Consider the following 17023-nt stretch of genomic DNA (forward strand, 5'->3'; position numbering starts at 1 on the left):
GTGAAAAGGTCAGAAATTTTCCGGGGTCTTGGCCTTCTCACGGGCACTTTCACGGCTGACCAGGCCTTTGGAAACCAGCCGTTTCAGGCAGGAGTCGAGGGTTTCCATACCCAGTGCACCGCCGGTCTGGATGGCCGAATACATCTGCGCCACCTTGTCTTCGCGGATCAGGTTGCGGATCGCCGGGGTGCCAATCATGATTTCGTGGGCCGCTACCCGACCGCCGCCGATCTTCTTCAGCAGGGTCTGGGAAATCACCGCCTGCAGGGATTCGGACAGCATGGAACGAACCATGGACTTCTCCTCGGCCGGGAACACGTCGACCACCCGGTCGATGGTCTTGGCGGCGGAGGTGGTGTGCAGGGTGCCGAACACCAGGTGACCGGTTTCCGCGGCGGTCAGCGCCAGGCGGATGGTTTCCAGGTCACGCATCTCGCCGACCAGAATGATGTCCGGGTCTTCACGCAGAGCCGAGCGCAGGGCTTCGGAGAAGCCGTGAGTATCACGGTGCACTTCACGCTGGTTGACCAGGCACTTCTTCGACTCGTGGACGAATTCGATGGGGTCTTCGACAGTAAGAATGTGGTGGTACTTGTTGCTGTTGATGTAGTCGAGCATCGCCGCCAGGGTGGTCGACTTGCCCGAACCGGTCGGCCCGGTGACCAGCACCAGCCCGCGCGGCACGTCGGAGACCTTCTTGAAGATCTCGCCCATACCCAAGTCTTCCATGCTCAGCACTTTCGACGGAATGGTCCGGAATACCGCGCCGCTGCCACGGTTCTGGTTGAAGGCGTTGACCCGGAAGCGCGCCACGCCGGGCACTTCGAACGAGAAGTCGGTCTCCAGGAATTCTTCGAAGTCCTTGCGCTGCTTGTCGTTCATGATGTCGTAGATCAGCGCGTGCACCTGCTTGTGGTCCAGGGCAGGCAGGTTGATCCGGCGCACATCGCCGTCGACCCGGATCATCGGCGGCAAGCCTGCGGAAAGGTGCAGGTCCGACGCGCCTTGCTTGGCGCTGAAGGCAAGCAGCTCGGTGATATCCATGGGACTCCCTAATGACGGTAGAATGCCGCGTAACTTAAGGATAGGGGCCTTGGGGGGATCACCAGGCGGCTGCGCGAGCACGCCCTTGGCAGAACACCGTCAAGCCCGCAGAAACGCTCAGGCGGCAGGCGCAGGTAATGTCCACGATAGCAGAGAATATTGCAAAGGTCGGAGTGCGGATCCGTGAGGCGGCGCAAGCCTCGCAGCGAGATTTTTCCTCTGTCGGGCTGCTGGCGGTGAGCAAGACCAAGCCCGCCGAAGCGATTCGTGAAGCCCATGCGGCCGGCCTGCGGGATTTTGGTGAGAACTACCTGCAGGAAGCGCTCGACAAGCAGGCGCTGCTCGCCGACCTGCCGCTGACCTGGCATTTCATCGGCCCCATCCAGTCCAACAAGACCCGCCCCATCGCCGAGCACTTCGCCTGGGTGCACTCGGTGGACCGCCTGAAAGTCGCCGAACGCCTGAGCGCCCAGCGCCCCGCCGAGCTGGCGCCGCTGAACATCTGCCTGCAGGTCAATGTCAGCGGCGAAGCGAGCAAGTCCGGCTGCCAGCCCGAGGAGCTCGCTGCCCTGGCACAGGCGGTTACACAACTGCCCAACCTGCGTTTGCGCGGATTGATGACAATCCCCGCGCCCACCGATGACGTGGCCAAGCAACGCGCGGCGTTCGCCCGCCTGCGCGCACTGCGGGACGCGCTGAACCTCGATCTCGACACCCTGTCCATGGGCATGAGCCACGACCTCGAAGCGGCCATCGCCGAGGGCGCGAGCTGGGTGCGTATCGGCACGGCGCTGTTCGGCGAACGCGATTACGGCAAGGTTTGAATTACCCGATCTCGACTCTTCAGATAGGAACCGCTCCATGACCACTCCCCGTATCGCCTTCATCGGCGCCGGCAACATGGCTGCCAGCCTGATCGGCGGGCTGCTCGCCCAGGGCCTGCCAGCAGGCGCCATCCGCGCCAGCGACCGCGGCACCGAACAGCGCGAGAAGATCGCCGCCGAACACGGCATCGACGTGGTGGCCAGCAATGCCGAGGCCTGCCGTGACGCCGACGTGATCGTCCTGGCGGTCAAGCCCCAGGTCATGAAGGACGTGTGCCTGGACCTGGCGCCCCATGTGCAGGCCGGCCAGTTGATCGTCTCCATCGCCGCCGGCATCACCAGCGCCAGCCTGGAAAACTGGCTGGGCGCGCGGGCCATCGTACGCTGCATGCCCAATACCCCATCGCTGCTGCGCCTGGGCGCCAGCGGCCTGTACGCCAATGCGCAGGTCAGCGCCGCGCAGCGCCAGCAGGCCGAGCAGTTGCTGGGCGCTGTAGGCATGGCGGTGTGGCTGGAAGAGGAAAAGCTGATCGACGCCGTGACCGCCGTGTCCGGCAGCGGCCCGGCTTACTTCTTCCTGCTGATCGAGGCGATGACCGCCAGCGGTGAGAAGCTCGGCCTGCCCCGCGATGTCGCCGCCAAGCTGACCCTGCAGACCGCCCTGGGCGCCGCACAGATGGCATTGAACAGCGATGTCGACGCCGCCGAGCTGCGTCGCCGCGTCACTTCGCCGGCCGGTACCACCGAGGCGGCGATCAAGACATTCCAGGCTGGCGGCTTCGAAGCCCTGGTCGAGCAGGCCGTCAAGGCCGCCGATCAGCGCTCGGCCGAGCTGGCCGAACAACTGGGTCAATAAGGAGACAATCAATGATCGGTCTGAACACCGCAGCCGTTTACATCCTGCAGACCATCGGCAGCTTCTACCTGCTGATCGTGCTGCTGCGCTTCATCCTGCAACTGGTTCGCGCGGACTTCTACAACCCGCTCAGCCAGTTCATCGTGCGCGCCACCCACCCGATTCTCAAACCACTGCGCCGTATCATCCCCAGCCTCGGCGGCCTCGACCTGGCGTCGCTGGTGCTGGCGCTGATCGTCCAGTTCGTACTGATGGCCCTGACCCTGATGCTCATGGGCGTCGGCATCGGCGACCCGCTGCTGATTCTGGTGTGGTCGATCATTGGCGTGACCGCCTTGCTGCTCAAGGTGTTCTTCTTCGCCCTGATCATCAGCGTGATCCTCTCCTGGGTCGCCCAGGGCACCCACAACCCGGCCGCCCTGCTGGTCAACCAGATCTGCGAGCCGCTGCTGATGCCGATCCGCCGCGTCCTACCCAACCTGGGCGGCCTGGACCTGTCGCCCATCGTGGCGTTCCTGATCCTCAACCTGATCGACATGCTGGTGATCCGCAACCTGGCGATCAGCACCGGTATGTTCAGCGGCCTGAGCCTGGCGATCTAAGCTCTCATGATCTGCTGCGCGTCGGCCCTACTGCGTTAAAAACAGGCTCGGACTGCTCATTTACAACTCGTAAACTCCGCGTCCTCGCCTGTTTTTGCCTTGTAGCGCTCTAGCTCGCGAGATCATGAACAGGTTCTAAAAGTCGATGAGTTTCTTTCGCTGGGACGGCGATGCGCTGATCCTCGACTGCCACCTGCAGCCCAAGGCGAGCAACGATGCGTTCGCCGGGCTGCACGGCGAACGCCTGAAGATCCGCCTCACCGCCCCGCCGGTGGACAGCAAGGCCAATGCCCACCTGCTGGCTTTTCTCGCCGCGGCCTTCGGTGTCGCCAAGAGCCAGGTCAGCCTGGAAAGCGGCCAGCAGAGCCGCCAGAAGCGGGTGCGCATTCAAGCACCCAGCAAATTGCCCGGCGAACTCGGCCTGACCGCTCGCCCATCCTGAACGACCATCAGGTGCCAATGCACCCCACTCGCCATTGACGCCGCCTGCGCCCCTCGCATAATGCTCGGCAGCCCGCATCGAAGTCGATGCCTTGTCAGGGAACCTACCGATGAGCATGGAACGTCTCAGTGAGCAGGTCGATGCGTACGTCGCCTGGAAGCGCGAACTGGTCCGCGAGATCACCCGCTACCGCAGCTGGCTGGCCCACAACCGGCTGAGCAGCGAGGGCGTCGAGGCACGCCTGGAGCGGGCGCTGCGCCTGCTGCGCACCGACCACATCACCCTGGCCTTCGTCGGCGAGTTCTCCCGCGGCAAGACCGAGCTGATCAACAGCCTGTTCTTCTCCGAATACGGCCAGCGCCTGCTGCCCTCCCAGGCCGGACGCACCACCATGTGTCCCACTGAGATTCTCTTCGATCCGGGCGCCGACCAGCCCTATATCCGCCTGCTGCCCATCGAGACGCGTATCGCCGAGGCGAGCGTCGCGCAGTTCAAGCGCACGCCTCGCCACTGGGTGAACGTCGCCCTCGACACCAATGACCCGGACGGCATGGCCAAGGCTTTCGCCCAGGTCGCCGCCAGCAAGGCGATGCCGGTGGAGAAAGCGATCAGCCTCGGCTTTCACCCGGACAATCTGGAAAGTACCGACAAATCCGGCCAGGTGCTGGTGCCGGCCTGGCGCCACGCCATCGTCAACTTCGACCACCCGCTGCTGCGCCAGGGCCTGCGCATTCTCGACACGCCGGGGCTCAATGCCCTGGGCTGCGAGCCGGAGCTGACCCTGTCGATGCTGCCCAGCGCCCAGGCGGTGATCTTCCTGCTGTCCGCCGACACGGGCGTGACCGCCAGCGACCTGGATATCTGGCAGCAGCACGTACAGCCCCTCGACGAGGAGCGCCAGGGCTGTCTGTACGCGGTGCTGAACAAGATCGACGTGCTGTGGGACGACCTGGCCGGCGACACCTTCGTGGCCAACGCCATCGAGCGGGTGCGCATGCAGGCCGCCCGCCATCTGGGCATCGCCGGCCGGGACATCCTGCCGCTGTCGGCCAAGCAGGCGCTGCTCGCCAAGGTGCGTCAGGATCCGGCATTGCTGGCGCGCAGCCAAATGGCCGAACTCGAGACGCTGCTCTGCGAGCGCATCGTGGCGCAAAAGGAACGGCTGCTCGAAGAGCGCGTGGTGCGCCAGGTGCTGGCCATGCTCAACAACAGCCAGCACGTGCTCGGCCTGCGCCTGGCCAAGGTCAACGAACAGCTGGAGCTGCTCGATGAGCGCCGCCAGGACAACGGCCAGATGCTCATGGAGCTGACCAGCCGTACCAAGGACGATCACACCCTGCACCACAAGCGCCTGGTGGCGCTGCGCACCAATCAGCGCCTGCTGCGCAACCAGGGCGAGCGCCTGAAGACCTCGGCCCAGGCGGAAAAGCTCGAAGCGCACCTCGCCCAGCTGCGTCGTCAGCTCAATGGTGCCTGGACGACCCTGGGCATCAACCAGGCGATCCTCGGTTTCTTCACCGCGGTCGAGGACGACCTGCACAGCCTGTCCCACGATGCCGACATGGCCAACCGCATGGTCGAGGCCATCTACCGCCGGCACAACGAGGAGAACCCGCTGCAGGCGGTCGATGCGCCGCGCTTCGAACTGGCGGACTACGTGCGCGAACTGCGCCATCTGCAGAAGAAGGGCGACCGCTTCCGCCTGCGCCTCAAGACCCTGCTGACCGAGCAGCGCAGCCTGGGCCGACGTTTCTTCGCCACACTGGTGCAGGAAGTCATCGGCCTGCACCGCCGCCTGCGCCGCGACGCCGAGCGCTGGGCCGACGAGGCGCTGATGCCGCTGATGCAGCACACCCTGGAGCACAAGCAGTTGCTGGAAGGCCACATGCTGCGCCTCAAGGCCCTGGCCCAGGACACCCAGCACGGTCGCCAGCGCCACCAGCAACTGGCCCAGTATGCCGATGAACTCAAGCAGCAACTGACCCAGGCCGGCGAAATGCTGCGCGTGATGCGCCGCCCGGCACCCATCCAGCGGCAAGCCAAGGTGGTCACCCTCAAGGGCATGCCGCGCCCGGTCGGCAACCTCGAGTAGCCGGCAGCGGGATATGCCGCGCTAGCGGGCTCAGCCAGCGCGGCCAGCAGTTTCCTTGCCGCTGACAGGCGCGCTCTTTAGACTGCTGCACTTTCCCGTACCTTCCTTAGCCGAGCAGAGTCGATGTCGACTGTTTTTCCTCAAGACTCCGTTGGCCTGGTGACGCCGCAGATCGCCAGGTTTTCCGAGCCACTGGCGCTGGCCTGCGGCCGCAGCCTGGCCGACTACCAGCTGATCTACGAAACCTACGGCGAGCTCAACGCCAACGCCAGCAACGCGGTGCTGATCTGCCACGCGCTGTCCGGCCATCACCACGCCGCCGGTTACCACAGTGCCGATGACCGCAAGCCGGGTTGGTGGGACAGCTGCATCGGCCCCGGCAAGCCGCTGGACACCAACCGCTTCTTCGTCGTCAGCCTCAACAACCTGGGCGGCTGCAACGGCTCGACCGGCCCGTCCGACATCAACCCGGCCACCGGCAAGCCATTCGGTGCCGATTTCCCGGTGATGACCGTGGAGGACTGGGTCAACAGCCAGGCACGCCTGGCCGATCTGCTGGGCATCGGGCAGTGGGCCGCGGTGGTTGGCGGCAGCCTGGGCGGCATGCAGGCCATGCAGTGGACGATCAGCTACCCGGAGCGCGTGCGCCACTGCCTGGCCATCGCCTCGGCACCGAAGCTTTCGGCGCAGAACATCGCCTTCAACGAAGTGGCGCGCCAGGCGATTCTCACCGACCCGGAGTTTCATGGCGGGCACTTCCAAGACCAGGGCGTGATACCCAAGCGCGGCCTCATGCTGGCACGCATGGTCGGCCACATCACCTACCTGTCCGATGACGCCATGGGCGAGAAATTCGGCCGCGGTTTGAAGAACGAGAAACTCAACTACGACTTCCACAGCGTGGAATTCCAGGTGGAAAGCTACCTGCGCTATCAGGGCGAAGAGTTCTCCGGGCGCTTCGATGCCAACACCTACCTGCTGATGACCAAGGCGCTGGACTACTTCGACCCGGCCGCCGAGCACGACGGCGACCTGGCCAAGACCCTGGCCAAGGCCAAGGCGGACTTTTGCGTGATGTCGTTCACCACCGACTGGCGCTTCTCGCCGGCCCGCTCGCGGGAAATCGTCGACGCCCTGCTCGCCGCCCGCAAGAACGTCTGCTACCTGGAGATCGACGCGCCGCAAGGCCACGACGCCTTCCTGATGCCGATCCCCCGCTACCTGCAGGGTTTTGCCAGCTACATGAAACGGATCGAGGTGTAAGCATGCGAGCCGACCTAGAGATCATCCAGGAATGGATTCCTGCCGGCAGCCGCGTCCTCGACCTGGGCTGCGGCGACGGCGAACTGCTCGCCTGGCTGGGCGCCAACAAGCAGGTGACCGGCTACGGCCTGGAAATCGACCCGGAAAAGATCGCCCAATGCATCGGCAAGGGCGTCAACGTCATCGAACAGAACCTCGACGAAGGCCTGGGCAACTTCGCCAGCGACAGCTTCGACGTGGTGGTCATGACCCAGTCCCTGCAGGCGCTGCACTTTCCCGACAAGGTGCTGGCCGAGATGCTGCGCGTCGGCAAGACCTGCATCATCACCTTTCCCAACTTCGGTCACTGGCGCTGCCGCTGGTACCTGGCCAGCAAGGGCCGCATGCCGGTGTCCGACTTCCTCCCGTACACCTGGTACAACACGCCGAACATCCACTTCTGCACCTTCGAGGACTTCGAACGCCTGTGCCACCAGCAGAGCGCCCGGGTGCTCGACCGCCTGGCCGTGGACCGCGAGCACCGGCATGGCTGGGCCAGCCGCGCATGGCCGAACCTGCTGGGCGAGATCGGCATCTACCGCATCAGCGGCCACAATGCGCACGACGTGCGCATCGCCAACTAGGCCGCCCCATGCGCCTGCTCGCCATGTTGATCGCCCTGTGCCTGAGCCTGCCGGCACTGGCCGACAACCGCATGCAGCGCCTTGGCGACCTGCAGGTGCATTACAGCGCCTTCAACGCCAACTACCTGCAACCGCAGATCGCCCATGCCAGCGGCCTGGTGCGCAGCGCCAAGCTGGGGGTGTTGAACATCAGCGTGCTGCGCGGCGGCAAGCCGACGGCAGCAGAGATCAGCGGCGAGGTGAAGAACGTGCTGGGCCATGGCCAGGCGCTGACCTTCGTCGAACAGCGCGAGGGCGAATTCGTTTCCTACCTGGCGCAGTTTCCCATCGAATCCCGTGAGGTGCTGCTGTTCAACCTGCAGGTGAACGGCCAGCGCCTGGACTTCAACCAGGAACTCTTTCCGGAGCCATGATGCCTTTCCCAGAACTCGTCCTCGCCAGCCACAACGCCGGCAAACTCAAGGAACTGCAAGCCATGCTCGGCGACCGCGTGCGCCTGCGCTCGGTCGGTGAGTTCAGCCAGGTGGAGCCGGAGGAAACCGGCCTGTCGTTCGTCGAGAACGCCATCCTCAAGGCGCGTAATGCCTCGCGCCTGTCCGGCCTGCCAGCGCTGGCCGACGACTCAGGCTTGGCGGTGGATGTTCTCGGCGGGGCGCCAGGCATCTATTCGGCCCGCTACGCCGATGGCCAGGGCGATGCCGCCAACAACGCCAAGCTGCTGGCGGCCCTCAAGGAGGTGCCGGACGCCGAGCGCGGCGCCCAGTTCGTCTGTTGCCTGGCCCTGGTGCGACACGCCGACGACCCGCTGCCGATTCTCTGCGAAGGCCTGTGGCACGGCCGCATCCTGCATGAGGCGCGCGGCGAGCACGGCTTCGGCTACGACCCGCTGTTCTGGGTCGAGGAGCGCCAGTGCTCCAGCGCCGAGCTGTCGCCGGCCGACAAGAATCAGCTCAGCCACCGCGCCATTGCCATGAAGTTGCTCAAGCAGCGTCTGGGGTTGTAAGCGCTTTCGAATAGGGCGTTTCGTCCACGCACTTTGGCAGTTTGCCCAACTCGTGCCACGATAGCGCCCCGCAACCACCCTGCCGTGATCCAGAAGCCCGTGTTCCAGCTGCCGCCCCTGGCCCTGTACGTCCATATTCCCTGGTGCGTGCGCAAGTGCCCCTACTGCGATTTCAACTCCCACGCCGCCGGCCCCAACCTGCCGGAAGAGGCCTACGTCGACGCGCTGCTCGCCGATCTCGACGCTGATCTGGCCCAGGCCCACGGCCGCCCGCTGACCTCGATCTTCTTCGGCGGCGGCACGCCCAGCCTGTTTTCCGCCAAGGCCCTGGGCCGCCTGCTCGAAGGGGTGGAGCGGCGCATTCCGTTCGCCGGCGATATCGAGATCACCTTGGAAGCCAACCCGGGCACCTTCGAGCAGGAGAAATTCGCCGCCTACCGGCGTCTGGGCATCAATCGCCTGTCGATCGGCGTGCAGAGCTTCCAGGCGGAAAAACTCAAGGCCCTGGGGCGCATCCATGACGGCGATGAAGCCGTGCGCGCCGCCGACATGGCACGCGCCGCCGGCTTCGACAATTTCAACCTGGATCTGATGCACGGCCTGCCAGATCAGTCCCTAGATGACGCACTGGGCGACCTGCGCATCGCCATCGCCCAGGCGCCGACCCACCTGTCCTGGTACCAGCTGACGGTGGAGCCGAACACGGTGTTCTGGAACCAGCCGCCGGTGCTGCCCGAGGACGATACCCTGTGGGACATCCAAGAGGCTGGCCAGGCGCTGCTCGCCGAGCACGGTTACGCCCAGTACGAAGTGTCGGCCTACGCGCAGCCCGAGCGCATGGCGCGGCACAACCTGAATTACTGGACCTTCGGCGATTTCCTCGGCATTGGTGCCGGCGCCCACGGCAAGCTGAGTACGCCGGATGGCCGCATCAGCCGTACCTGGAAAACCCGCTTGCCCAAGGATTACCTCGACTCCGCCAAGCGCTACAGCGCCGGTGAACGGCTCCTCACTGCCGAGGAGCTGCCGTTCGAGTTCCTGATGAACGTGCTGCGCCTGAGCGATGGCTGCAGCGCCGAGCTGTTCAGCCAACGCACGGGCCTGCCCCTGGAGCAATTGGCCGAGGCCCGCGAACAGGCCCAGCGTCGCGGCCTGCTGCAAGCGGATCCGGCGCGCCTGACGGCCACCCGCGAAGGCCAGCTGTTTCTCAATGATCTGCTGCAGTATTTCCTGCCCTGAATCGCCGCGCTGCGAACCAACGGCGCGCCGGATGATCCGAGGCAGCAGGATTCAATCGTCACGTCTGAGGAGCAACCATGGATTATGTGCTGGACCTGATCGCCACCGTGTCACGCTGGGGCCGCGGCCACCTCAGCGAGATTTCACTGGGGCTCATGGCCACCCTGCTGGTGCTGTTCGGCCCGGCGATCAATGCCTGGATCCAGGCGCGCATCGGCGGCCTCAATTTCGTGCTGCGCACCTTGATATTCGTCGCGGTCTGCGTGGTCGGCTACGGCCTGGCGCTGGTCTACCTGACGCCGCTGCTCACTCAATTGCTGGGTCACTTCAACAATTACACCCTGGCGCCGGTGCTGCTGGTGGTGATGTTCCTGATCGGTGTGCTGGCGGATCGCAGCTGAGCCGGCTCAGGGCACGACCTTGAACCAGTCGACCACGCCCACATCGCCATTGCGGTGGGTGCCCAGCACCTCACCGTCGGCCCGCTGCTCTACCGAGATATCCGGCTCGACCGGCTTGCCATCACGACGGTCGACAGCCGGCGCCCCGCTCAGTGGGCTGAACAGCAGGTTGCCGTTGAATGCCCGCACCCGGGTATCTACCGGGTACTGCATGGGGCCGAGCTGCATAGGCTCGGCCAACTCGCCCTGCCAGTCTTGTAGCGCGCCATAAGGGCCGTCGACCCACAGGTTCCATAGCCGCACCTTGAGCCCCTGGAACTGCACCGGGGTGTCGGTGGTTTCCAGCTGCCAGCGGCTCTCGCCGACCGCATGCACGATCATCGGCTCCGGCCAGGTAATGCCGGCCACCTGGCTGCCGGCCGCCAGCGTGCAGCTTTCCAGTTGCCATTGACGGACCTCGAAGCGCGCACCGGACGGATAGCCGAAGGTTACCGGCGCCTGCGCCGAGCACTGCCAGCCGCCGAATTTGGCATCATCGACCAGCTTCGCCTCGGCCAGCTGGTCGCCGAGATCAAGACGGCGCACCGCGGCGCCCTGCAGCATAAGCGGCTGACTGTCGAATTCGGCGCGTTGCAGGCTCTGCAAACCGTAGGGCAGGTTATCGCCACTGAGGTTCCTGCCCGCCTCCAGGCGCTCCAGCCACACCCGCGTGCCGGCGGGCAGCACCAGCTCACCGAGGACCTGCTCGCTGTCCAGACGCGGGCTCAGCGCGCGCTGCTCGGCCAACTGTTTGGCCTCCCAGCGCAGAAACTCGACGGTAGGCAGGCTGCCAGCGATCAGGAATACGGCCAGCAGTCCGAACCACCAGGGGTGCAAGCGGATAAAGCGCCGGGAACGGCGATTGAGCAAGGCGACCAGCAGTGCCGCCAGGGCCGCGACGCACACCAGAGACACCAGCAGGAACAATGATCCGAGCATCATGGCCAGTGGGTTGATGGGGATCATGGGCGTCCTTGTGAGCTCGATGGGGCGTTTTCGTGGCAGAGCTTAAGAGTCGCCTTCGGTCGAATCAACACTTGGTTACACTTCAATAAAAAAGCCAGCATTGCGCTGGCTTTTTCTGCGATCAGGCGAGGATTACTTGATCAATCTCAGGCAGAACGGGTAGCGGTAATGCTTACCCTCACCGGCCTTGATGCCGCCGATAATGGTCAGTACCACGGTGCCGATGCACAGCAGCCCCATCAGCAGAAAACCGATGAGTACCAGCATCAGCAGCAGGCAGACGATGCCGGCAATGGCCACCGTCAGTTGGAAGTTGAGCGCCTCCTTGCCTTGCTCGTCGATAAAGCCGTGCTGATCCTTCTTCACCTGCCAGACCACCAACGGACCGATCAGATTGCCGAAGGGAAACACGAAGCCGAGGGCGGCCGCGAAGTGGCAGATCATCGCCCACTGGCGCGCATCCCGATCGGGCTCGTCAGCAGGCGTCACGGCGTTATGCTCATCCATCACGACTCTCCTCGATCAGCGAAACATCACTCGGCCAGCGCAGCCTGCTGCAGGGCGAACAACTCGCCCATGCCTTGCTGCGCCAGGGCCAGCATGGCATTCAGCTCGGCAGGCTGGAACGGCGCGCCTTCGGCGGTGCCCTGCACCTCGATGAAGCCACCGGTGCTGGTCATCACCACGTTCAGATCGGTTTCGGCGGCGGAATCTTCCAAATAATCCAGATCCAGCACCGGCTCGCCCTGGTAGATCCCGACGGACACCGCCGCGATCATCTGCTTGAGCGGGTCGCCGCCTTTCAGGCCGCCACGCTTCTTCATCACCTTCAGGGCATCCACCAGTGCAACCATGGCGCCGGTAATAGACGCGGTGCGGGTGCCGCCGTCGGCCTGGATCACGTCGCAGTCGACGTACAGGGTGTTCTCGCCCAGTTTGCTCATGTCCAGTGCGGCGCGCAGCGAGCGGCCGATCAGGCGCTGGATCTCCAGGGTACGGCCGCCCTGCTTGCCCTTGCTGGCTTCACGCTGGTTACGGTCGCCAGTAGCGCGCGGCAGCATGCCGTACTCGGCGGTCACCCAGCCCTGGCCCTGGCCTTTCAGAAAGCGCGGTACGCCCTGCTCGACGCTGACGGTGCAGATCACCTTGGTGTCGCCGAACTCGACCAGCACCGAACCTTCGGCGTGCTTGGTGTAGTTGCGGGAGATGCGGATAGGGCGCAACTGATCGGCGGCGCGGCCACTGGGACGTTTCATCAACAAATACCTGCTCTCAAGTAGAATCTGCCGCGCATTATAGGGGCTGTTGCCACCGGGCCGCGACCGCGCCTGCCCGATGGCACCGCACCGGGTTTGGGAGCCACCGGCGCTGTGCGCTACAATCGCCGCCTTTGCCCTACAGCAAGCCGAGGTAAGCAGCATGATCCACAGCATGACGGCCTTCGCCCGCACCGAGCAGGCAGGTGCCAACGGCACCCTGAGCTGGGAGCTGCGCTCGGTCAACCACCGCTACCTCGAACCCCACCTGCGCCTGCCGGAAGCCTTCCGCGATCTCGAAGGCGCGGTGCGCGAAGCGCTGCGTCAGGGTTTGTCGCGCGGCAAGGTGGAATGCACCCTGCGCTACACCGAAGAAAACACCGGCAAGCCGCTGCAGGTCGACCGCGAGCGGGCTACCCAACTGATCGCTGCCGCCGAAAGCGTCGCCGCACTGATCAAGCAACCCGCGCCGCTGAACCCTCTGGAAGTGCTCGGCTGGCCCGGCGTGTTGGTTGCCGATAGCAGCGACCCGCAAGCGCTGAATAAAGCCGCCCTGGAGCTGTTCGGCAATGCCCTCGACGAGCTGAAGAGTGGCCGCGGCCGCGAAGGCGCCGAGCTGGCCAAGCTGCTCAACGAGCGCCTCGACAGCATGCTTGAGGAAGTCGCCGCCCTGCGCGAGCTGGTGCCGCAGATGCTCGAGGCGCAGCGCCAGAAGATCATCGAGCGCTGCCGCGAAATGCAGGCCGAGCTCGACCCGCAGCGCCTGGAGCAGGAGCTGGTGATGCTCGCCCAGAAGAGCGACGTCGCCGAGGAGCTGGATCGCCTGAGCACCCACGTCACCGAAGTGCGCCGCGTCCTCAAGGCCGGCGGCGCAGCCGGGCGCCGCCTGGACTTCCTGATGCAGGAACTCAACCGCGAAGCCAACACCCTCGGCTCCAAGGCATTCGACCCGCGCAGCACCCAGGCGGCGGTCAACCTCAAGGTGTTGATCGAGCAAATGCGCGAGCAGGTGCAGAACATCGAATAATGGTGCCCAGGCGCCTTCCGACCCCAACCGTTTCAGGACTGATCCATGAGCACCACCAGCGGCACGCTGTACATCATTTCCGCCCCCTCGGGCGCTGGCAAGAGCAGCCTGGTGAACGCGCTGATCGACAGCGAGCCGCACATTCGCGTGTCGGTGTCGCACACCACTCGTGCCATGCGCCCAGGTGAGGTCGACGGCGTGCACTACCACTTCGTGGATCACGCACAGTTCACCGCCATGCTCGAGCAGGGCGAATTCCTCGAGCACGCTCAGGTATTCGACAATTTCTACGGCACCTCACAGCGCGCACTGGAAAAGACCCTGGCCGAGGGCATCGACCTGATCCTGGAGATCGACTGGCAAGGCGCCCAGCAGGTGCGCAAGCTGATGCCCCAAGCGAAATCGATCTTCATCCTGCCGCCGACCCGCGAAGCGCTCCGCCACCGCCTGACCAATCGCGGCCAGGACAGCGGCGAGATCATCGAACGCCGCATGCGCGACGCCGTCAGTGAGATGAGTCATTACGTCGAATACGACTACCTGGTGATCAACGATGATTTCAGCCATGCTCTCAGCGACCTGAAGGCGGTGTTTCGCGCCAACCAGCTGCTGCAGACCGCCCAACATCAACGCCATGCCGGCCTGCTGAGCGAGTTGCTGGCCTGAGCCGAAGCCGAAGGGCGGTGCAAAACCGCCCATTCAAGTCGACAAAATCCCGCCCGGCGTTGCGAACGCGTGCCTCTCAGCGAGTTTCGCTTCCCTTAATGCTGGCGTTTTTCTAGACTATTCAGTCCGCTCGCCCATTCGGGCCCAGCCAATTTTGCATTCGCTACGAGGAACACCATGGCTCGCGTTACCGTTGAAGACTGCCTGGACAACGTCGATAACCGCTTCGAGCTGGTCATGCTTGCCACCAAGCGCGCTCGTCAAATCGCCACTGGCGGCAAAGAGCCGAAAGTAGCCTGGGAAAACGACAAGCCGACCGTAGTCGCCCTGCGCGAAATCGCCAGCGGCCTGGTTGACGCCGAAATCGTCGCCCAGGAAGACATCATCGAAGAAGAACCGCTGTTCGCAGCCTTCGAGGAAGAGGCGAACGAGCCTCTGTAAGCCTATGCCGGGTCGAAAGCGTACGTCGCAGGTGCACAATGCACGGCAGGGGAGCCTCCCATGCCGAGCATAGACGCCCTCGCGGACAGGCTTTCGGGCTACCTGGGCGACGAACAGGTCAACCTCGTTCGTCGCGCCTACTTCTACGCCGAACAGGCGCACGACGGGCAACGCCGCCGCAGCGGTGAAGCCTACGTGACCCATCCGCTGGCCGTGGCCAGCATCCTCGCCGACATGCACATGGACCATCAGAGCCTGATGGCCGCCATGCTGCACGACGTGATCGAAGACACCGGCATCGCCAAGGAAGCCCTGCACGCGCAGTTCGGCGAGTCCGTGGCGGAGCTGGTGGATGGGGTCAGCAAGCTGACCCAGATGAACTTCGAGACCAAGGCCGAGGCGCAGGCCGAGAACTTCCAGAAGATGGCCATGGCCATGGCCCGCGACATCCGCGTGATCCTGGTCAAGCTGGCCGACCGCCTGCACAACATGCGCACCCTGGAAGTGCTGTCCGGAGAGAAACGCCGGCGCATCGCCAAGGAAACCCTGGAAATCTACGCACCCATCGCCAACCGGCTGGGCATGCACAGCATGCGCGTGGAATTCGAGGATCTGGGCTTCAAGGCCATGCACCCGATGCGCTCCGAGCGCATCCGCGCCGCCGTGCGCCGCGCCCGGGGCAACCGCAAGGAAATCGTCACGCGCATCGAGGAATCGCTGCTGCACTGCCTCGAACGCGAAGGCCTGAGCGGCGAAGTGGTTGGCCGCGAGAAGCACCTCTACAGCATCTACCAGAAGATGCGCGGCAAGCGTAAGTCGTTCAACGAGATCATGGACGTCTACGCCTTTCGCATCGTGGTCGACAAGGTCGACACCTGCTACCGCGTGCTCGGCGCCGTGCACAACCTCTACAAGCCGCTGCCGGGGCGCTTCAAGGACTACATCGCGATCCCCAAGGCCAACGGCTACCAGTCGCTACACACCACGCTGTTCGGCATGCATGGCGTGCCCATCGAGATCCAGATCCGCACCCGCGAGATGGAAGAGATGGCCAACAACGGCATCGCCGCGCACTGGCTGTACAAATCCAACGAGGACGAGCTGCCCAAGGGCAACCACGCCCGCGCCCGCCAGTGGGTCAAGGGCGTGCTGGAGCTGCAGCAGCGTGCTGGCAACTCCTTGGAATTCATCGAGAGCGTGAAGATCGACCTGTTCCCGGACGAGGTCTACGTCTTCACACCCAAAGGCCGCATCATGGAGCTGCCGAAGGGCTCCACGGCCGTGGACTTCGCCTACGCGGTGCATACCGACGTCGGCAATACCTGCATCGCCTGCCGCATCAATCGCCGCCTGGCGCCGCTGTCCCAGGCGCTGGAAAGCGGCTCCACCGTGGAAATCGTCAGCGCGCCGGGGGCGCGGCCGAATCCGGCCTGGCTGAATTTCGTGGTCACCGGCAAGGCGCGCACCCATATTCGTCACGCGCTGAAACTGCAGCGCCGCTCGGAGTCGGTGAGCCTGGGCGAGCGCCTGCTCAACAAGGTGCTGGCCAGCTTCGAAACCCATCTGGACAAGGTGCCCGCCGAGCGCCAGCTGGCCGTGCTCAACGAATACCGCATGGAAACCTTCGACGACCTGCTCGAAGACATCGGCCTGGGCAACCGCATGGCCTACGTGGTGGCGCGCCGCCTGCTGGCCAGCGAGGGCGAGGAGCTGCCAAACGCCGAAGGCCCCCTGGCGATCCGTGGCACCGAGGGCCTGGTGCTCAGCTACGCCAAGTGCTGTACGCCGATTCCGGGTGACCCGATCGTTGGCCACCTCTCGGCCGGCAAGGGCATGGTGGTGCACATGGACACCTGCCGGAACATCAGCGAAGTGCGCCACAACCCGGAAAAATGCATCCAGCTGGCCTGGGCCAAGGATGTGACCGGCGAATTCAACGTCGAACTGCGCGTCGAGCTGGAACACCAGCGCGGTCTGATCGCACTACTGGCGAGCAGCGTCAACGCCGCCGACGGCAACATCGAGAAAATCAGCATGGACGAGCGCGACGGCCGCGTCAGCGTGGTTCAGCTGGTGGTCAGCGTGCATGACCGCGTACACCTGGCCCGGGTGATCAAGAAGCTGCGCACTCTGCCCGGCGTCATGCGCATCACCCGCACCAAGGCGTGACCTGTCGCACCATTGCCGCTCTGAAGAGAAGCGCCCTGCTCAGCAGTGTTGCTGCCTGGAAGCGTCACCG

Annotated in this window: 19 protein-coding genes; 15 read left to right on the top strand and 4 right to left on the bottom strand. The window is 64.6% G+C overall.

Annotation, left to right across the window (positions count from 1 at the left end; genetic code table 11):
* Positions 1–9: 9 nt before the first annotated feature.
* Positions 10–1044, bottom strand: a complete 1035-nt coding sequence (locus BM279_RS02215; protein WP_013789435.1) for a type IV pilus twitching motility protein PilT — start codon at positions 1042–1044, stop codon at positions 10–12.
* 137 nt (positions 1045–1181) lie between these two features.
* On the opposite strand from BM279_RS02215, the gene BM279_RS02220 reads away from it, so the two are divergent.
* From BM279_RS02220 to BM279_RS02270, 11 genes are all read left to right on the top strand, one after another.
* The gene (locus tag BM279_RS02220) at positions 1182–1868 is read left to right on the top strand and encodes a YggS family pyridoxal phosphate-dependent enzyme (protein ID WP_093500527.1); all 687 of its coding nucleotides are present in this window, start codon (positions 1182–1184) and stop codon (positions 1866–1868) included.
* A 37-nt stretch (positions 1869–1905) separates the two neighbouring features.
* On the top strand, positions 1906–2724 hold the full coding sequence (gene proC, locus BM279_RS02225; protein ID WP_093500529.1) for a pyrroline-5-carboxylate reductase: 819 nt from the start codon (positions 1906–1908) through the stop codon (positions 2722–2724).
* Between the two features lie 11 nt (positions 2725–2735).
* Positions 2736–3326 carry a YggT family protein gene (locus BM279_RS02230; protein WP_093500531.1) on the top strand — a complete coding sequence of 197 codons (591 nt, stop codon included), beginning with the start codon at positions 2736–2738 and terminating at the stop codon, positions 3324–3326.
* A 145-nt stretch (positions 3327–3471) separates the two neighbouring features.
* Complete coding sequence (locus BM279_RS02235) at positions 3472–3768, top strand: DUF167 family protein (protein WP_093500533.1); 297 nt, start codon at positions 3472–3474, stop codon at positions 3766–3768.
* Positions 3769–3877: 109 nt separating this feature from the next.
* Positions 3878–5860 carry a dynamin-like GTPase family protein gene (locus BM279_RS02240; RefSeq protein WP_093500535.1) on the top strand — a complete coding sequence of 661 codons (1983 nt, stop codon included), beginning with the start codon at positions 3878–3880 and terminating at the stop codon, positions 5858–5860.
* A 123-nt stretch (positions 5861–5983) separates the two neighbouring features.
* A complete protein-coding gene (gene metX, locus BM279_RS02245) occupies positions 5984–7123 on the top strand; it encodes a homoserine O-succinyltransferase MetX (RefSeq protein ID WP_075959572.1) in 1140 nt (379 codons plus the stop codon).
* A 2-nt stretch (positions 7124–7125) separates the two neighbouring features.
* Positions 7126–7746: a methionine biosynthesis protein MetW gene (gene metW / locus BM279_RS02250; protein ID WP_093500538.1), complete on the top strand. Its 621-nt coding sequence runs from the start codon at positions 7126–7128 to the stop codon at positions 7744–7746.
* An 8-nt stretch (positions 7747–7754) separates the two neighbouring features.
* Positions 7755–8159: a DUF4426 domain-containing protein gene (locus BM279_RS02255; RefSeq protein WP_093500540.1), complete on the top strand. Its 405-nt coding sequence runs from the start codon at positions 7755–7757 to the stop codon at positions 8157–8159.
* Positions 8156–8749 carry an RdgB/HAM1 family non-canonical purine NTP pyrophosphatase gene (gene rdgB, locus BM279_RS02260; RefSeq protein ID WP_093500542.1) on the top strand — a complete coding sequence of 198 codons (594 nt, stop codon included), beginning with the start codon at positions 8156–8158 and terminating at the stop codon, positions 8747–8749. Before BM279_RS02255 ends, rdgB begins: the two co-directional genes overlap by 4 nt.
* Before the next feature lie 84 nt (positions 8750–8833).
* Positions 8834–9988: a radical SAM family heme chaperone HemW gene (hemW, locus tag BM279_RS02265; protein WP_093500544.1), complete on the top strand. Its 1155-nt coding sequence runs from the start codon at positions 8834–8836 to the stop codon at positions 9986–9988.
* A gap of 77 nt (positions 9989–10065) precedes the next feature.
* Positions 10066–10389, top strand: a complete 324-nt coding sequence (locus tag BM279_RS02270) for a DUF3392 domain-containing protein (protein WP_093500546.1) — start codon at positions 10066–10068, stop codon at positions 10387–10389.
* A gap of 6 nt (positions 10390–10395) precedes the next feature.
* Here BM279_RS02270 and BM279_RS02275 read toward each other — a convergent pair whose 3' ends face one another.
* From BM279_RS02275 to rph, 3 genes are all read right to left on the bottom strand, one after another.
* Positions 10396–11394 (bottom strand): hypothetical protein, encoded by a 999-nt coding sequence (locus tag BM279_RS02275; protein WP_093500548.1) that lies wholly within the window; start codon positions 11392–11394, stop codon positions 10396–10398.
* Positions 11395–11526: 132 nt separating this feature from the next.
* Positions 11527–11901: a DUF4870 domain-containing protein gene (locus tag BM279_RS02280; RefSeq protein ID WP_093500550.1), complete on the bottom strand. Its 375-nt coding sequence runs from the start codon at positions 11899–11901 to the stop codon at positions 11527–11529.
* 26 nt (positions 11902–11927) lie between these two features.
* A complete protein-coding gene (gene rph, locus BM279_RS02285) occupies positions 11928–12650 on the bottom strand; it encodes a ribonuclease PH (protein ID WP_093500552.1) in 723 nt (240 codons plus the stop codon).
* A 163-nt stretch (positions 12651–12813) separates the two neighbouring features.
* Here rph and BM279_RS02290 point away from each other — a divergent pair, with 163 nt between their 5' ends.
* From BM279_RS02290 to spoT, 4 genes are all read left to right on the top strand, one after another.
* On the top strand, positions 12814–13677 hold the full coding sequence (locus BM279_RS02290) for a YicC/YloC family endoribonuclease (RefSeq protein ID WP_093500554.1): 864 nt from the start codon (positions 12814–12816) through the stop codon (positions 13675–13677).
* A gap of 45 nt (positions 13678–13722) precedes the next feature.
* On the top strand, positions 13723–14343 hold the full coding sequence (gene gmk / locus BM279_RS02295; RefSeq protein ID WP_093500556.1) for a guanylate kinase: 621 nt from the start codon (positions 13723–13725) through the stop codon (positions 14341–14343).
* A 177-nt stretch (positions 14344–14520) separates the two neighbouring features.
* Complete coding sequence (rpoZ, locus tag BM279_RS02300; RefSeq protein WP_013789418.1) at positions 14521–14784, top strand: DNA-directed RNA polymerase subunit omega; 264 nt, start codon at positions 14521–14523, stop codon at positions 14782–14784.
* Between the two features lie 60 nt (positions 14785–14844).
* Positions 14845–16953, top strand: a complete 2109-nt coding sequence (gene spoT, locus BM279_RS02305) for a bifunctional GTP diphosphokinase/guanosine-3',5'-bis pyrophosphate 3'-pyrophosphohydrolase (protein WP_093500558.1) — start codon at positions 14845–14847, stop codon at positions 16951–16953.
* The last annotated feature ends 70 nt before the right edge of the window (positions 16954–17023 follow it).

Source organism: Phytopseudomonas straminea (genome assembly GCF_900112645.1).
Taxonomy (GTDB): domain Bacteria; phylum Pseudomonadota; class Gammaproteobacteria; order Pseudomonadales; family Pseudomonadaceae; genus Aquipseudomonas; species Aquipseudomonas straminea.

Bases quoted from the DNA above. Each gene is read 5' to 3' on its own strand.
- rpoZ (WP_013789418.1), top strand. From the start codon at position 14,521: ATGGCTCGCGTTACCGTTGAAGACTGCCTGGACAACGTCGATAACCGC.
- BM279_RS02275 (WP_093500548.1), bottom strand. From the start codon at position 11,394: ATGATCCCCATCAACCCACTGGCCATGATGCTCGGATCATTGTTCCTG.
- BM279_RS02240 (WP_093500535.1), top strand. From the start codon at position 3,878: ATGAGCATGGAACGTCTCAGTGAGCAGGTCGATGCGTACGTCGCCTGG.
- BM279_RS02235 (WP_093500533.1), top strand. From the start codon at position 3,472: ATGAGTTTCTTTCGCTGGGACGGCGATGCGCTGATCCTCGACTGCCAC.
- BM279_RS02215 (WP_013789435.1), bottom strand. From the start codon at position 1,044: ATGGATATCACCGAGCTGCTTGCCTTCAGCGCCAAGCAAGGCGCGTCG.
- spoT (WP_093500558.1), top strand. From the start codon at position 14,845: ATGCCGAGCATAGACGCCCTCGCGGACAGGCTTTCGGGCTACCTGGGC.
- BM279_RS02290 (WP_093500554.1), top strand. From the start codon at position 12,814: ATGATCCACAGCATGACGGCCTTCGCCCGCACCGAGCAGGCAGGTGCC.
- metW (WP_093500538.1), top strand. From the start codon at position 7,126: ATGCGAGCCGACCTAGAGATCATCCAGGAATGGATTCCTGCCGGCAGC.
- BM279_RS02280 (WP_093500550.1), bottom strand. From the start codon at position 11,901: ATGGATGAGCATAACGCCGTGACGCCTGCTGACGAGCCCGATCGGGAT.
- rph (WP_093500552.1), bottom strand. From the start codon at position 12,650: ATGAAACGTCCCAGTGGCCGCGCCGCCGATCAGTTGCGCCCTATCCGC.
- BM279_RS02270 (WP_093500546.1), top strand. From the start codon at position 10,066: ATGGATTATGTGCTGGACCTGATCGCCACCGTGTCACGCTGGGGCCGC.
- rdgB (WP_093500542.1), top strand. From the start codon at position 8,156: ATGATGCCTTTCCCAGAACTCGTCCTCGCCAGCCACAACGCCGGCAAA.
- gmk (WP_093500556.1), top strand. From the start codon at position 13,723: ATGAGCACCACCAGCGGCACGCTGTACATCATTTCCGCCCCCTCGGGC.
- BM279_RS02255 (WP_093500540.1), top strand. From the start codon at position 7,755: ATGCGCCTGCTCGCCATGTTGATCGCCCTGTGCCTGAGCCTGCCGGCA.
- BM279_RS02220 (WP_093500527.1), top strand. From the start codon at position 1,182: ATGTCCACGATAGCAGAGAATATTGCAAAGGTCGGAGTGCGGATCCGT.
- metX (WP_075959572.1), top strand. From the start codon at position 5,984: ATGTCGACTGTTTTTCCTCAAGACTCCGTTGGCCTGGTGACGCCGCAG.
- BM279_RS02230 (WP_093500531.1), top strand. From the start codon at position 2,736: ATGATCGGTCTGAACACCGCAGCCGTTTACATCCTGCAGACCATCGGC.
- proC (WP_093500529.1), top strand. From the start codon at position 1,906: ATGACCACTCCCCGTATCGCCTTCATCGGCGCCGGCAACATGGCTGCC.